At 74.1% G+C, this 15,516-nt stretch carries 10 protein-coding genes; all 10 read right to left on the bottom strand.

The features are described 5' to 3' along the window. Nucleotides 1-106: 106 nt before the first annotated feature. Nucleotides 107-2,350, bottom strand: coding sequence for an FUSC family protein (locus ACZ45Q_RS24980; RefSeq protein ID WP_468265168.1), 2,244 nt, complete (start codon nt 2,348-2,350; stop codon nt 107-109). Nucleotides 2,351-2,428: 78 nt separating this feature from the next. Next, nucleotides 2,429-3,805, bottom strand: a complete 1,377-nt coding sequence (locus ACZ45Q_RS24985) for an NAD(P)/FAD-dependent oxidoreductase (RefSeq protein ID WP_468265230.1) — start codon at nt 3,803-3,805, stop codon at nt 2,429-2,431. Between the two features lie 176 nt (nt 3,806-3,981). Continuing rightward, complete coding sequence (locus ACZ45Q_RS24990) at nt 3,982-5,697, bottom strand: PP2C family protein-serine/threonine phosphatase (protein WP_468265170.1); 1,716 nt, start codon at nt 5,695-5,697, stop codon at nt 3,982-3,984. After that, a complete protein-coding gene (locus tag ACZ45Q_RS24995) occupies nt 5,694-6,758 on the bottom strand; it encodes an anti-sigma regulatory factor (RefSeq protein ID WP_468265172.1) in 1,065 nt (354 codons plus the stop codon). The genes ACZ45Q_RS24990 and ACZ45Q_RS24995 overlap by 4 nt, the downstream gene beginning before the upstream one ends. Then, nucleotides 6,758-7,198: an anti-sigma regulatory factor gene (locus ACZ45Q_RS25000; protein ID WP_468265174.1), complete on the bottom strand. Its 441-nt coding sequence runs from the start codon at nt 7,196-7,198 to the stop codon at nt 6,758-6,760. The genes ACZ45Q_RS24995 and ACZ45Q_RS25000 overlap by 1 nt, the downstream gene beginning before the upstream one ends. Then, entirely contained in the window at nt 7,198-7,617 is a 420-nt protein-coding gene (locus ACZ45Q_RS25005) for an STAS domain-containing protein (RefSeq protein WP_468265176.1), read from the bottom strand. The genes ACZ45Q_RS25000 and ACZ45Q_RS25005 overlap by 1 nt, the downstream gene beginning before the upstream one ends. Further along, nucleotides 7,614-8,513, bottom strand: a complete 900-nt coding sequence (locus ACZ45Q_RS25010; protein ID WP_468265178.1) for an STAS domain-containing protein — start codon at nt 8,511-8,513, stop codon at nt 7,614-7,616. Before ACZ45Q_RS25010 ends, ACZ45Q_RS25005 begins: the two co-directional genes overlap by 4 nt. A gap of 226 nt (nt 8,514-8,739) precedes the next feature. Further along, entirely contained in the window at nt 8,740-9,126 is a 387-nt protein-coding gene (locus ACZ45Q_RS25015; protein WP_468265180.1) for an STAS domain-containing protein, read from the bottom strand. Between the two features lie 220 nt (nt 9,127-9,346). Further along, a complete protein-coding gene (locus tag ACZ45Q_RS25020; RefSeq protein WP_468265182.1) occupies nt 9,347-11,830 on the bottom strand; it encodes a SpoIIE family protein phosphatase in 2,484 nt (827 codons plus the stop codon). 97 nt (nt 11,831-11,927) lie between these two features. Further along, nucleotides 11,928-15,516, bottom strand: a 3,589-nt coding sequence (locus ACZ45Q_RS25025) for a hybrid sensor histidine kinase/response regulator (protein WP_468265184.1), incomplete at its 5' end; no start/stop codon positions are given.

Below are 15,516 nucleotides of genomic sequence, written 5' to 3' on the forward strand. Positions count from 1 at the left end.
CATCACACCGCGAGATCCGGGCACGCCCGGGAGGGGGCCGCACGCCGGGGCCCCCTCCCGAGCGCGGCGCGGTCCCCTCACGGGTGCGGCGCGGTCCTGCCGTCCGTCACCGCTTCGGCGCCGTGACCGGCACGCCCAGCGGCTTGGCCAGGCCGACCACGGCCTCGTCCAGACGCTCCAGATGCCGCAGCACCCGGCCGGTGATCCTGCCGTACCGCGGGGCACCGGCCGCGTCCGGCTTCAGCAGGGAGGCGATGCTCGGCCCGCTCTCCACCCCGGCCGCGGCCTGCCGGTCCTCGACCCGCGCGGCGATCGCCTCGATGTTGCGCACGGTGCGCCGTACCGCCCCGCGCAGCCGCGGGTCCGCCGCGATCGACGGATGGGTGGGCAGCAGCTCGGCCGTCGCCGCCAGCGAGCGTGCGTGGTAGGCGCAGGTCTCCAGGAGCGCGACCACGTAGCGGGCGGTGTCCCGCCGGGCCCGCAGCGGCGTGACCGGATGGGTCAGCGGCTGGGTGGCCGCCCGCAGATCGCCGAGCGCCTGGTCCAGGTCCCTGGCCCGGTCCAGCAGGTCGGCCGCCGGGCCGCCGCTGAGCTGGTCGACGGCGCCCTCGGTGACGTCCTTCAGGCGCTCCAGCACCGTGCCGAGCAGCTCGTCGGTGCGCCGGTCGGTGCGCACGGGCAGCACCAGCGCCGCCGCCACCACCCCGCAGGCCGCGCCCAGTGCCGTCTCCTCCACCCGCAGCAGCAGCACCGACATGCTGTACGTGTGCAGCAGGGTGTACAGCAGGCCCAGCATCGCGGTGACGAAGAACGACATCAGGGTGTACGACAGCGGCGCCGTGTAGAACATCGCGAAGATCAGCAGCAGGACCAGGGCGAACGCCAGCCAGGTGCGGTTCCCGACCAGGCCCGCCAGCGCGATCCCGGCCACCACCCCGAACAGCGTGCCCAGCACCCGCCGGTAGCCCTTGACGAGGATCTCACCGGTGGAGGCGGTGTTGAGGAAGACGATCCAGCAGGCGAGGACCGCCCAGTACCAGCGCTGCGCGGACAGCAGCTCACCGCCGACGATGGCCAGCGACGAGCCGACCGTGACCTGCACGGCGGCCCGCGTCGTGGGCCGGCGCAGCCCGGTCTCCTCCTCGGGCTCGCCCTCCTCACCGGCGTCGATCGAGGCGTCCTCGGCGTCCAGCTCCTCACGGGAGCGGGCGGTGGCGGGGGAGTCGTCCGACTCGTCCTGCGGGCCGTCCAGGGCGATCCGCAGCCCCATGATCGCCCGTGCCGCCTCGCCGAGGCCGCGGAAGACGTCCTGCACGGCCGGCGAGGCCGGCGGCAGGTTCTCCTCGTCCCGGTAGCCGAGCAGCCGGTTGCGCAGCTGGGACAGCGCCGTCCCGCGGGCCCGGTCGGGCGGGACCAGCACCAGCGCCCGCAGCGCGCCGAGGTCGCGGCGCAGCAGGGCCGTCGCCTCGTCCGGCCCCGGCAGCCGCCCCAACGACGGCGCCGGGGCACCGGGCAGATGCAGCGTCAGGGTGTCGGCCCGCTCGGCGCTGCGCGCGGTGAGCAGCAGCAGCCCCAGCCGCTCGGCGGCGATCTCGGCGTCCGCGATGCGCCGCTGCACCAGCCGCGCCGTGGCCGGGTCGGGCGTGCCCTCCTCCAGCCGGGACTGGATCATCAGCGCCGTCTCGTGCAGCCGCGCCGTGCCGTCGCGCACGTCCTTCAGGACCTTGTCGATGTCGTCCGGCTCGGCGTCCAGCAGATCGATCTGCGCCTGGACCAACTGCGCCAGGCGGGCCCTGAAGGCCTGCCGCAGCCGTTGCAGGATTCCCGCGGGCGTCGCCGGGACGATCGCGAAGCGCACCACGGCACTGCACGCGAAGGCGACGGCGACGGACGCGCACAGCCCCGGCAGCGCCGCGAGGGAGGCGCCGACGAACAGGGACACGAAGTAGACCTGGAAGGCGATCAGCCCCAGCGCGTGCCCCCGGTCGCCCCAGCGGCGGCCGTAGACGGCGCAGAAGATCAGCACGACGAAGAAGGCGTCCCCGACCACGACCCGCGAGGCGAGCAGCGCGCCCAGCGTCACCGAGGCCAGTGCCACCGGCAGGCCCAGTGCGAGGGTGACGGCCTGCGCCCCGCGCTGCTTCTCCCGGATGGCGAACGTGGCCGCCATCGCCGCCATCGCGCCCGCCACCAGATGGGCGACGTCGGCCCCGAACGGGGCCAGCACTGCCAGCGCCAGCGTGATCGCGCCCACCGTGCGCAGCGCGGCGATCAGCCGCAGCAGGCCGGGGTCGGACGCCGCGACGCGGTCCCGCAGCCGTGTCCGACCCGAGCGTCCCGCTGTCCTCACGCCGCCGCACTCTCTTCCGTCCGCCGCAGAGATCCACTTCTCAGCATGTCATGCCGCGAGCGGACCCCCGGGCCCGGGTCACCGGGCGGGCCGCACCGACCCCTCCACGTGCGCCCGTACCTGCTCCGGTGTCAGATAGGCGTCCGTGTACTCGAAGTCCTTCAGCTTGGCCGGCTTGCGGGCCTGGAAGCCGGTGCGCACGAAGTCGTCGCCGGCGACCGCGTTGAGCAGCCAGTTCGTCATCACCCGGGTCTTGGCGACGCCCGTGCGCAGCGCGGACCAGTGGTAGCCGCGGGCGACCGCCTGTGCGGGCAGGCCCCGCAGTTCCACACCGAGCGGCTTGGAGACCGCGTCGGTGCCGCCGAGGTCGACGACCAGTCCCAGGTCCTTGTGCACGTACGGCCGCATCGGCTGTCCTCGCAGGGCGGCGATGACGTTGTCGGCGACGTGCCGGCCCTGCCGCAGGGCGTGCTGCGCGGTCGGCGGGCAGACGGCGCCCTCCCGGCCCTTGGCGAGGTCCGGCACGGCGGCGGAGTCGCCCAGCGCGAACACCCCGTCGTGGTTCGGCAGGCACATCTCGGACGTGACCGCGAGCCGCCCCTTGACCGTCTCCGCGCCGAGCGTGGCGATGAGCGGACTGGCGACCACACCGGCGGTCCAGATGAGCGTGCGGGTGGGGATCACCCGGCCGTCGGTGAAGGTGACCTCCTCCGCCCCGGCCTTCTCGATGGAGACGCCCAGCGAGATCTCGATGCCGCGCCGGCGCAGGATCTCCTGGGCGCTGCGCCCGAGCTTCTCGCCCAGTTCCGGCATGAGCTTGGGCGCGATGTCGATCAAGTGCCACTTGATCAGGCTCGGGTCCAGGCGCGGGTAGCGCTTGACCGCGGCGTGCGTCAGCCGTTGCAGGCAGGCGGCCGTCTCGGTGCCCGCGTAGCCGCCGCCGACGACCACGAACTGGAGCCGGGAGGCGCGCTCGGCCGGGTCCTGGCTGGCGTCGGCCAGGTCCAGCTGCGAGATGACGTGGTCCCGGATGTACGCGGCCTCGGCCAGCGTCTTCAGGCCGAAGGCGTGCTCGGTGAGCCCCGGGATGTCGAAGGTTCGGGTGATGCTGCCGGGCGCCAGCACGATGTAGTCGTACGGCTCGTTGACGATGCGGTCGGTGATGGTGCGCACCACGCACACCTTGGCCTTCAGGTCCACGCCGATGGCACCGCCCGGGATGATCCGCGTCCGGTACTTCTTGCTGCGGCGCAGCGACAGCGCGATCGACTGGGGCGTCAGCACCCCCGAGGCGACCTGGGGCAACAGCGGGAGATAGAGCTGATAGGCGAACGGCGTCACCAGGGTGATCTCGGCCTCGCTGGGAGAGAGCTGCCGCTCCAGACGGCGGACGCACTCCACGCCGGCGAAACCTGCGCCGACCACCAGAATCCTGGGTCGTGTCACGGTGTTCATCCCTTTCTGCGGCTCCAGGCGGTCTGCCTCGAACGCCATGCGCCTGCCCCCGTCGCGGTGCTTCGCACCTCATCGATCCCATCGTGCTGCCGCGGGTTCCGCCAGTCGAGCGGGGCGGACAGCGCAACGCCGGCGAACCGGTCCGGAACCGCGGGCAGGGGGCCGGGCAGCGGTGCTCAGGCGCCGGTGCCCAGATGGCACAGCAGAAGGCACACGTCGTCGTCGCGCTCGGAGTCGCTCAGCAGCGGGTGCAGGATGCCGTCCGCCGTGCCCTCCAGGTCCAGGTCCAGCTCCACGGGGCCGAAGGAGCCGAGCGCGGACGCCAGCCGCTCGATGCCCGGGTCTATGCCGCGCGCCCGCCGCTCCACCAGCCCGTCGGTGTACAGCGCCAGCGTCGAACCGGGCGCCACCGCCACCGTGTGGTCGGCGATCTCCTGCCGCAGCGGGATGCCGAGCATCGCCCCGGGCTTGTCGTCCAGGATCCGCACCCGCCCGTCCGGGCCGCGCAGCACCGGCGGCGGATGGCCCGCCGCCGCCCAGGTGAGGGTGGGCTCCTGAGGGTGGAACCGGGCGATGACCGCGGTGGCGTACAGATCGGGCTGGAGGTGGTGCAGGAAGTCGTGCAGCCGGGTCAGCAGCAGGCCGGGGGAGCCGCCGTCGACGGCGTAGGCCCGCAGCGCGGTGCGCAGCTGGCTCATCATCACGGCCGCGCGCAGTCCGTGGCCGGTCACGTCGCCGACCACGGTGATGACGCCGCCGTCGGGCTGGGGGAACGCGTCGTACCAGTCGCCGCCGATGTTCAGCCCGTGGGTGGCCGGCAGATAGCGGGCGGCCAGCTGGAGCCACTCCGGCGCGGGCAGCTCGGTCAGCAGCGCGCGTTGCAGCGTCTCGGCGATGTCGCGGTTGTGCTGGTAGCGCCGGGCGTTGTCGATGGCGATGCTCGCCCGCCGGGTCAGCTCCAGCAGCATCACGGCGTCGTCCGGGTCCCAGCGCTCCGCGGGCGGGGCGAGCGTGACCACGCCGAGCGGCGCCTTCCGCGTCGGCAGCGGGATGCACAGCAGCGGCCGGGCCGGGTCCAGCGCCGAGGGCGGCTGGTCCTCGACGCCGGGCAGGCCGCCGGGGTGGTCGGCGGCGTACTGGGGCCGTCCGGTACGGGCGGCGAGCACCGCCGCCGCCGGGCGCGGGGCCGTGCTCTGCTCGTCCTGGTCGAACAGCCACACGTCGACGCGGGAGGCGTACCGCGGCACCAGCAGGTCCGGCAGGCGCCGCACGATCTCGTGGTGGTTCAGCGACGTCGTCAGCACCGCACTGGCGTCCGCCAGGAACGTCAGCCTGCGACGGGCGGCCTCCGCCTCGTTGCGCGCCTTGCGCTCGGCGGCGAACGCCTCCCGCTGGGCCCGGCCGGCGGCGTCCAGCTCGGCGTGCAGGGCGACGACACCCTGGTTGGTCTGCTGGAGCTCCTCCCGGTGGAAGGCGACGAGGCGTTCCTGCTCGGCGAGCTTGTCCAGCACCAGGGCCGTATCCTCGTCGGCGCCCAGCAGCGCCTCCGACAGCGCGGCGGGATCGTCCGCCACCGCGTCGGCGTCATCGGCCGCGGCCGGCTCCCGGCAGGTCACCGTCGTCCGCCACGGCGGCTCCCCGGCCGCGCTCGCCTCCCGGGACGGCGTGATCAGGGCGTGCAGCCGCCCCTGGCCGCCGGAGCCGGTCTCCGTCTCCAGGGTCAGCCGCCAGGTGCCGCCCTTGGTCAGGCACTGGCGCAACTGGGCGCTGAGCGACGCGGTGAGCCGCGTGCGCTCCAGGGACGGCACGCCGTGGGCGGCGGCCAGGCGGGCGACGGCGATACGGGCCCGTGCCGCGTCGGTGACGCGGGAGATCTGCCAGGTGCGCATCATGGGCGGTCCGGCGGGGTCGGAGTGAGAACGGCGACGGCGGTGTCGTCCCGCACCGGGCGGGCGGAACTGCTGGCGTCCCGTATCGTCACGGCGGCCGTCACGGCCGGGTCCACCGCCGGCGCGCAGGCCTCCGGCGCCGGGACCCAGCGACTGGGCAGCCCGTCGCTGTGCAGGATCAGCATCCGGTCCTCCGCCCAGTCCGTCTCCTCCTCCCGCACCGTCGCCGGACGGTGCACGCCGACGATGCCGGGCCGGGACACCAGCGGACGCCAGGTGCCGCCCTCGCACAGCCGCGCCCCGATGTTGCCGATGCCGGCGAACCGCAGCCGCCCGGCCCGCGGATCGACCTGCGCCACCGCGACGGCCGCGCCGCGGGTGCCGCCCAGCGCTCCGTGCAGCCGCCGCAGGACCTCGGCGGGCGGCAGACCCGCCGCGGCGTGCAGCGCCTGGGCGGCGGCCGACGAGGCGTGGGCGGCGTCGGGGCCGTGGCCCAGCCCGTCGGCCAGCATCAGGGTCAGGCGGTCCTCCGCCCGCACCCACGCCCAGGCGTCACCGGAGTAGTCCCCGCCGGCGTACGGGACGTTCACCCCGCCGGCCCGCACCCGCGCCGGCGGCCGCCCGGCCGTGCGCAGGCGCGGGGGAGTGCGGCCGACCCGCGCCAGCGCCACCGTGCCCCGCCCCAGCGCGCTGTGCACCTCGAAGGCGTCGGCGATGCGCCGGCAGGTGCCGAGACCCGCGCCCAGCGACTGGGTCGTGGTGTACCCGTCGCGCAGCGCGGCGGACACGTCGGCGATCCCCGGCCCGTGGTCCACCGCCGCTATCTGCACCATCCGCCGCTCGGCGCCGTCGGGCGCCGGCTCCGGCGCCGGCACCACGTCCACGAGCACCTGGCCGCCCCCGGCGTGCTTGAGCAGATTGGTGGCCAGCTCCGTCGCCACCAGTGCCGCCGCCGCCGAGCGCGGCTCCTCCAGCCCGGCCAGCGCCGCCGCGTGCTCGGCCGCCACCCGGGCGTCGTGCACCCGCGTCGAGTCGTGCACCGGCACGTCCCACACCCGCGGCATCAGGTCTCCTCGCGCGGGCGCGGCGGCCGGCCCGTCCAGGAGGTCACCCGGACGGTGGTGCCGTCGCCCGGCGCGCTCTCGATGGCGAACTCGTGCACCAGGCGCCGGGCGCCGCCGAGCCCCATGCCCAGCCCGTCGCCGGAGGTGTAGCCGTCGCTGAGCGCCTGGTCCACGTCGGGGATGCCGGGGCCGTCGTCCGTGAAGGTCAGCCGCAGTCCGTTCGCCGTCCCGTCGACGAGGTGTTCCGACAGCATCGTGCCGCCCCCGCCGTACACGAGGGTGTTGCGGGCCAGTTCGCTGGCCGCCGTGACCAGCTTGGTCTGGTCCACCAGCCCGAAGCCGACCTGGGCGGCGGCCTGCCGCACGTGCTGACGCACCCACACCAGGTCCATGTCCGACTGGATCGGCAGGCGGGCCTCGACGCCCGCTGCCATGTCCATCACGGCCTCTCCAGGCGCGCGCCGCCGGACCGCGAGGAACGGATGGGCTGCTTCAGCAGCTCCATGGCCACCTCGGTGCTCAGGGCGGTGCGCAGCCCGGGCAGCGTGAGACCCAGCTCGACCAGGGTGATGGCGACCGCGGGGCGCATGCCGACCACGACGGTCCGCGCCGCCAGCAGCTCGGACTGGGCGGCGATCTCGGCCAGCACCCGGCCGAGGAAGGAGTCGACGATCTCCACGCCGGAGATGTCGATGATCACACCGGTGGCGCCGCTGGACGAGATGGTCTCCGACAGATCCTGCTGGAGCTGCTGCGCGGAGCTGTCGTGCAGGTCCCCCTGGAGCGTCACCAGCAGGACGTCACCGAGCCGGAGAACGGGTACGTGCCCCGAGACGGGGCCGGGGAAGGAGTGGCTCACCGGTGCCCCGCACCGTTCGCGTCGGGCTGCACGATGCCGGCGCCGAGCTGGTGCAGCGCGTACCCCAGCGCGTCGGCGAGACCGGCCCGGGTGACCACGGTACCGAGGTCCAGGCCGAGGTGGACGATGGTCTGCGCGATCGCGGGACGGATGCCGGAGACGATGCACTCCGCGCCCATCAGCCGCGCCGCCGCGACCGTCTTCATCAGGTGCTGGGCGACCAGGGAGTCGACCGTCGGCACCCCGGTGATGTCGAGGATGGCGAACCGGGCCTGCTGCTCGACGATGGAGTCCAGCAGGGTCTCCATGACCACCTGGCTGCGGGCGCTGTCGAGCGTGCCGATCAGCGGCACGGCCACGATGCCGTCCCACAGCTTGATCACGGGCGTGGCCACCTCCAGCAGCTGCATCCGCTGCCGGTCGATGAGCGCCTGGGTCTCGCTGAGCGCGGTCTGCATCACCACCACGCGCAGGGTGCCCATCAGCACGCTCAGGGCGGTCGTGCAGTCCCGTGCGTGGTCCGCCGAGGCGTCCGTCAGATCACCGAGCAGGAGATTCTCCACGGGCTGGCGCAGCGCGGCCAGCTCGCCCGAGACCTGGGCGGGGCTCAGTCCGGCCCGGGAGCGGGCCGCTCCCATGCGGGCCAGCTGCTCGCGGACCGTGGTGAAGCCGGCCGCGTCCGGGTCCTCCACCCGGGCCGCGTCCGCGACCTGGGCCAGCGCGTCCACCACCGCCTTGCCCGCCTCGACCGCCTCGTCCCGCGAGACGGTGAACACCGCCCGGAAGACCGGCTCGTCCGCCCAGCGCTGCGCGATCTGCTCACGGCGGCGGCGCAGGAAGTCCCTGACCTCCTGAACCGGCGACCCGGGGGTTCCCTCCGCTGCGTGCTCCGGCACCTGTTTCACTCCTCATCGCCTTGCGTCGCACGGTCCGCCCGGACGAAGCCGGCGGCGTGTCTCTGCCGGGCGACAACTGTAACCATCCGCCGACCTCGTACGACACCGGATCCCGAACGTGCGACGCGCCCGGACGGGCCCGGAGGAGCCCGAAGGGCACGGAGGTCGGCGACGGCGCAGGCTGGACGGCACCCGTCCCCGGGTGACGAAGGGAACGGCGGTTCGGTCAGTCCTGCTGCTCCGGTCCGGGCCCGCGGTCGACCAGCTCCAGAGCGTCGTCCACGGTCGGCGAGACCGGCACCGTGATGCTGACGCCGGTGAGGTCCAGGATCCGCCGCACGGCCGGGGCGGGGTCGATGATGTGCACACTGCCCGGCAGCTCACGGGCCTCCTGGTAGACGCGGAGGATGATGTTCATGCCGGAGGAGTCCATGAACGGCACCCCGGACAGGTCCAGCAGGAAGTGGCGCCGGCCGTGGTGCAGCTGGTTGGCCAGATGGTGCTGCAACTCGGTCGCCGTGTCGACGTCCAGATAACCCTCCACCTTCAGCAGCGCCACGTCCGGCCGGGGGAGCGTCACTTCGACGGACAGCGGGTTCTGGGCAATGGGCACGTGTACCTCCAACGAATGGGCCGCCGGGACGGAACGGCCAGGGCCGGTTACCCCTGCGGACGACGTCCATGCATGCCGGTTCCGGGACGCGCACGGTGATCAAGATCACCCGTGTCGCGTCCCTTCCCGCGGCCGTCGTCCCACCGCGCACCGCGCTTACCCCGGGAACCGGACGCCATGCCTCGACCGGACGCCGTGCCTCCGCACGCGCCCGGCCCCCTCAGCCGAGCCGGACGCCGACCAGGCAGGTGTCGTCGTCGGTGTCGGACCTGCTGTACGTGAGCAGCCGGTCCAGCTGCTGGTCGAGCGTGCTCGGCGCCGCGCGCACGCTGCTCAGCAGCTGGGTCAGCGACTCCTCCACGGAGCGGTCGCGGCGCTCGACCAGGCCGTCGGTGTACATCAGCAGCGTGTCCTCGGCCGCCAGCTGCACCTCGGCCTCCTCGTACCCGGCGTCCGGCACCGCGCCCAGCAGCATGCCCCTGACCAGCGGCAGCGGCGCCGCCTGCGCGCCGCGCACCAGCACCGGCGGCAGATGGCCCGCCCTGGCCCAGCGCAGCGTGCGCCGGGCCGGGTCGTACAGCCCGCACACCGCCGTGGCGGTGACCGCGCCCGTCAGATGGTGCGCCACGATGTTGAGCCAGGACAGCAGCTGGCCGGGCCCGGCCCCGGTCACCGCCAGACCGCGCAGCGCGTTGCGCAGGACGACCATGCTGGTGGCCGCCTCTATGCCGTGGCCGGCCACGTCCCCCACGCTCAGCAGCACCAGCCGGTTGGGCAGCACCACGGCGTCGTACCAGTCGCCGCCCACCATCTGCTCCGTCTCCGCCGGCCGGTAGCGGACGGCCACCTGGAGGCCGGGCATCTCCAGCGGCGCCTGCGCCGGCGGCATGATGGCGTGCTGCAACTGGAGGGTCAGCCGGGCCCGTTCACTGGCCTGCTGCTCGGTGTGCGCCAGCTGGTCCCGGGTCGCCGCCAGCGCCACCTCCGTCCAGTGCTGGGCGGAGATGTCCTGGAATGCCCCGCGGACGACGAGCAGACGGTCGTCGGTGTCCAGGACGGGCTCGGCGACGACCCGGATGTGCCGGGTCACACCGTCCGGCCGCTGCAAGCGGAACGCCGCCGACGCCGGGCGCCGGTGGTGCAGCAGCGTGCGCAGGAACCGGCGGATGGTGCCGGCGTCGTCCGGGTGGGCGTGGCCGGGCAGCTCCTCCAGGGGCACGGGGATGCTGGACCGCGGGCGGCCGTACAGGTCGAACAGCTGCCCGTTCCAGGTGATCTCCCCGGTGAGCAGGTTCTCCTCGAAGCCGCCGATCCGGCCGAGCCGCTGGGCGTGCTGGAGCAGGCTCGCCAGCCGCGCCGTCTCGTCCTCGATGCGCCAGATGAGCAGGACCGCGTTGCCGTGCCGGCTGATGCTGATGTCCGCCACCGCCGACAGCGGCACCTGGTCGACCAGCGCGGTCAGGTTCATCCGCCGGGCCCGGAACGGCTCGCCGGTGGCGTACACCCGCTCCACCCGCTGGAACAGCTCGCTGTCGCCGGCGGCCATCGGGTACGCCTCCAGCAGCAGCGCGCCGTTGACCACGGCGCGGGCCCGCCCGGCCGGATCCAGGAAACGGTTGTTGACGTGCTGGATCCGGAAGTCCACCAGGTTCCCGGCGCCGTCCAGGTGCGGCACCAGGACCAGGGCGGGGTCGTGCAGTCCGTCGGCCAGGTCCATCAGCTCGGCCGCGTCGGGCAGCACCCGCGGTTCCTGGCCGGGGGCCGGGGCCGGGGTGTACGTCTCCAGCGTGTGGGCGCACAGCTCGGCCAGGGCCTCCACCTGACGGACGACCTGCGGCGGCTGCGGTGCCAGCGGCTCGGGCCAGGCGATCTCCAGGACGCCGTGGATCCGGCCGCCGGTGCCGGCCGGCACGGCGACCCGGCCACCGCGCGGATGCTGGTGCCGGCCGACGCTGGGCAGCCCGGTCTCCGCGAGGGACGTGATCCACCGCCCCGCGCGGTCGCTCAGTCCGCGCCGCGCCACCGTCGCCACGTCCGGCGGCACGTACCGCCAGCGGGCGGCCTCCGCCGGGGAGAAGCCGGCACTGCCCGCCAGGGTCAGCGACCCGTCGGAGCCCGCCGCCCAGATGGCCACCGCGACCGCGCCGAGCGGGCGCAGCGCCTGCTCCAGCAGGGCGTCGGCGACGGCCTGGGTGTCGTTCGCGGCCAGCGCGCCGCTCTCGGCGGCCCGCAGGCGCACGGCGGCCGACCCGGCCGGCTCGGCGGCGCCGGCGGATTCCGCCGGGCCGGTCGCCGTGCCGCCGTGGCCGTCGGCGGTGGCCGCGGCGGCGGAGGTGGCCGCCAGGAACGCGTCCGTCACCTCCGACATCCGGTCCCGGGCCGCCTGGTTGATGACGTCGACGGCGAACTCCAGCTGCGTCACCTGCGCCTGGTCGGCCAGCTCGGCCAGATGCCGGGCGGCCTGTGCCGGACCGCACCGCAGACGCTCGACCAGGACGCCCTTGGCGAGTTCGATCAGGGCACGGCCCTCGGCCTCCGCCTGGGCGGCCCTGACCTCGCGGCTGAGCCGCTCCACGGTGGCCGCCAGCCGGCCCACGGGCGAGGCGCCCGCCGGACCCGTGGGACCGGCGCCGGCCCGCTCGGGCAGACCGCTGTCGCGCGGCTCGCCAGGGGACGGCTCGCGCGGATGCTCGGAAGTGCTCACGGTGCGACTGCTCCTCGGCCGGCGGGCGCCGCGGCGCGCGACGGAGGGCGGCGCGCGCCGCCCGGCCCACCGGAGTACGGTACGGGCGCCGGCGTGCTCATGCGGGCAGCCAGCGGCGGACGCGGGCCATCAGGTCGTCGGCGTCGACGGGCTTGGTGACGTAGTCGCTGGCCCCCGCCGCGAGGGACTTCTCCCGGTCGCCGGGCATCGCCTTGGCCGTGACGGCGATGATGGGCAGCTCGGCGTACTGCGGCAGCCGGCGGATCTCGGCGGTCGCCGTGTACCCGTCCATCTCCGGCATCATCACGTCCATCAGCACCAGGGCGACGTCCGGGTGGTCCAGCAGCGTCTCGATGCCCTTGCGCCCGTTCTCCGCGTGCAGCACCCGGAAGCCGTGCAGCTCCAGGATGCCGCTGAGCGCGAAGAGGTTGCGGGCGTCGTCGTCGACCACGAGCACCGTGCGGCCGGCCGGCGCGTCCTGCCCGGGCGGCGGCACGGACCGCAGCGGCTCCTCCGGCCGGACCAGCGACAGCACGTCCCCGGGCTCCTCCGCCGACAGATGCAGCGCGATCCGCTCGCGCAGCTCGTCCAGGCCGCCCAGGAACTCCAGCGCCCCGCCCGGCGCCCCGGAGCGCAGCTTCTCCTCCAGCGCCGGGTCCGCGCGGTGCCCGCGGTGCACCAGCACCGGCACGCTCGCCAGGGCGGAGTCGCCCCGCAGGGCCGACAGGAAGCGGGCCGCCTCGTCCTGCGGCATGCCGAGGTCCAGGACGACGCAGTGGCAGGGTTCGGCGGCGAGTGCCCCGGCGGCCTCCTGCGCCCCCACGGCGGTGATCACGTCCAGCGGGGGGCGGGCGCCCGCGTCGTCCGGGCCGTGCGTCAGGTCCGCCACGACGCTCTCCGCGACGAGGGTGAGCAGCCCGCGGGGCCGCTCCTCCACGACGAGCAGCCGCCGGGGGCGCTGCCGGTTCCCGGCCGCGAGCTGGGGCGCCGGCACCGGACGGGCCGCCGTGTCCCCGGGCCGCGCCGGGGCGAGCGCGGCGCCGCGGCGGTCCAGCAGTTCCTCGTAGTCCGGACGGGCGACGGGCAGGTACAGGGTGAAGGTGCTGCCCTGCCCCGGGGTGCTGTCCACGGTGACCGCGCCGCCGAGCAGCTGGGCGATCTCCCGGGTGATGGACAGGCCCAGCCCGGTGCCCCCGTACTTGCGGCTCGTCGTGCCGTCCGCCTGCTGGAAGGCGCCGAAGATCGACTCCAGTTGCTGTTCCGGGATGCCGATGCCGGTGTCCTTCACCCGGAACGCCACGACCGCGCCGCCCCGCACCACGCCCGCCGGGATCTCCTGGTCGGCGGCGGGCTCGACGACCAGCTCCACGCCGCCCCGCTCGGTGAACTTCACCGCGTTGGACAGCAGGTTGCGCAGCACCTGGCGCAGCCGGGAGTCGTCGGTGAGCAGGTCGGCCGGGGCGCCGGGCGCCGTCGTCACCGTGAAGTGCAGGCTCTTCTGCGACGTCATCGGCCGGAAGGTGGCCTCGACGTACTCGATGAGCTGCCGCAGCGTCACCCGTTCCGGGGCGACGTCCATCTTGCCCGCCTCGACCTTCGACAGATCGAGGATGTCGTCGATGAGCTGGAGCAGGTCCGAGCCCGCCGAGTGGATGATGCCCGCGTACTCGACCTGCTTCGGGGTGAGGTTGCGCGAGGGGTTCTGGGCGAGCAGCTGGGCGAGGATGAGCAGGCTGTTGAGCGGGGTGCGCAGCTCGTGGCTCATGTTGGCCAGGAACTCCGACTTGTACTTCGAGGCCAGCGACAGCTGCTGGGCCCGGACCTCCAGTTCCTGCCGGGCCTGTTCGATCTGGAGGTTCTTCGCCTCGATGTCCCGGTTCTGCGCCGCCAGCAGCGACGCCTTCTCCTCCAGCTCGGCGTTGGAGCGCTGCAACTCCTCCTGCTGCACCTGGAGCTCCGTCGAGCGGGCCTGGAGCTCGGCGGTCAGGCGCTGGGACTCGGCGAGCAGTTCGTCGGTCCGGGCGTTGGCCACGATGGTGTTGACGTTGACGCCGATGGTCTCCATCACCTGGGCCAGGAAGTCCCGGTGGATCTGGGTGAACGGGGCGACCGACGCCAGTTCGATCACGCCGAGGACCTGGTCCTCGACCACGATGGGCAGCAGCACCAGGGCGGTCGGCACGACCCGGCCGAGGCCGGAGGAGATCGTGACGTAGCCGGGCGGCAGCTCGTCGACCGTGATGGTGCGGCGGCTGCGCGCGGCCTGCCCCACCAGGGTCCTGCCGAACGGGATGCGGGCCGGGCGGTCGTCGTCGGGGTAGCCGTAGGAGCCGACGAGCCTCAGCTCGGGCCCGTCGGCGCCCTCCTCGGCGAGGTAGAAGGCGCCGTACTGGGCCGAGACCAGCGGCGCCAGCTCGTCCATGATCAGTTCGGCGACCACGGGCAGGTCCCGGTGGCCCTGCATCAGCCCGGAGACGCGCGCCAGATTGGTCTTGAGCCAGTCCTGCTCCTGGTTGGCCCGGGTGGTCTCGCGCAGGGACTCCACCATCGCGTTGATGTTGTCCTTGAGCTCGGCGACCTCCCCGGACGCCTCCACGTTGATCGAGCGCGTCAGGTCGCCCTCGGCCACGGCGCTGGCGACCTCGGCGATGGCGCGCACCTGCCGGGTGAGGTTCCCGGCCAGCTCGTTGACGTTCTCCGTCAGCCGCTTCCAGGTGCCGGAGACGCCCTCCACCTCCGCCTGGCCGCCGAGGCGGCCCTCGGTGCCGACCTCGCGGGCGACGCGGGTGACCTCGTCGGCGAACGCGGAGAGCTGGTCGACCATCGTGTTGATCGTGGTCTTGAGCTCGAGGATCTCGCCGCGGGCGTCCACGTCGATCTTCTGCGACAGGTCGCCGCGGGCCACGGCCGTGGTCACCAGCGCGATGTTGCGCACCTGGCCGGTGAGGTTGTTGGCCATGGAGTTGACGTTGTCGGTGAGGTCCTTCCAGGTGCCGGCGACGTTCGGCACGTGCGCCTGGCCGCCGAGGCGGCCCTCGGTGCCGACCTCGCGGGCGACGCGGGTGACCTCGTCGGCGAACGCGGACAGCGTGTCGACCATCGTGTTGATGCCCTCGGCCAGGGCCGCGACCTCGCCCTCGGCCTCCACCGTGATCCGCTGGGACAGGTCGCCCTTGGCCACCGCGGTGGCCACCTGGGCGATCGAGCGGACCTGCTGGGTGAGGTTGGACGCCATCACGTTGACGTTGTCGGTCAGGTCCTTCCAGGTACCGGAGACGCCCCGCACCCGGGCCTGGCCGCCGAGGTTCCCGGCCGTGCCGACCTCGCGGGCGACGCGGGTGACCTCGTCGGCGAAGGCGGAGAGCTGGTCGACCATCGTGTTGATGGTGTTCTTCAGCTCGAGGATCTCGCCGCGGGCGTCGACGGTGATCTTCTGCGACAGGTCGCCCTGGGCCACGGCGGTGGCCACCTGGGCGACGTTGCGGACCTGGTTGGTGAGGTTGCCCGCCATGAAGTTCACCGAGTCGGTGAGGTCGCGCCAGGTGCCGCGCACCCCCTGGACGTCCGCCTGGCCGCCGAGGCGGCCCTCGGTGCCGACCTCGCGGGCGACGCGGGTGACCTCGTCGGCGAAGGCGGAGAGCTGGTCGACCATCGTGTTGATGGTGTTCTTCAGCTCGAGGATCTCG

The organism is Streptomyces sp. NPDC031049, from assembly GCF_055571015.1.